Source organism: Gardnerella sp. C0684A1, from assembly GCF_055326835.1.
Genome location: NZ_JBLTSX010000023.1, coordinates 1 through 277 on the forward strand (window position 1 = coordinate 1; position 277 = coordinate 277).

A 277-nucleotide genomic window follows, 5' to 3' on the forward strand; every position below is an offset into this window, starting at 1 on the left:
TGCAACACACCGCGGTCGGCATCGTCGATGATCTGGACCTTGCGGTGGAATTGCTGGCGCACCTGGGCAGCCCATTTCTCGCAGCATCCGCAACCCGGATCACGATGCATGGCGATATCGGATGACGCTATCGCGGCTGCCGGAACAATCATCAGGAGCGCGGTGATCGCAGTGCGAACGAATGGATGCATGATCAAATTCCTTGGATCCGACCACGAGGCCGGGGTAGATGGTTGTGATCTTTTATTTGCTTGCTCAATAGACGAAATTCTAATCG

General features: G+C 54.9%; 1 protein-coding gene. It reads right to left on the reverse strand.

Going from position 1 to position 277, the window contains the following annotated elements:
• On the reverse strand, positions 1 to 191 hold a 191-nt coding region (locus ACNEUN_RS06225; RefSeq protein WP_463631560.1), incomplete at its 3' end, for a hypothetical protein.
• Between the last annotated feature and the right edge of the window lie 86 nt (positions 192 to 277).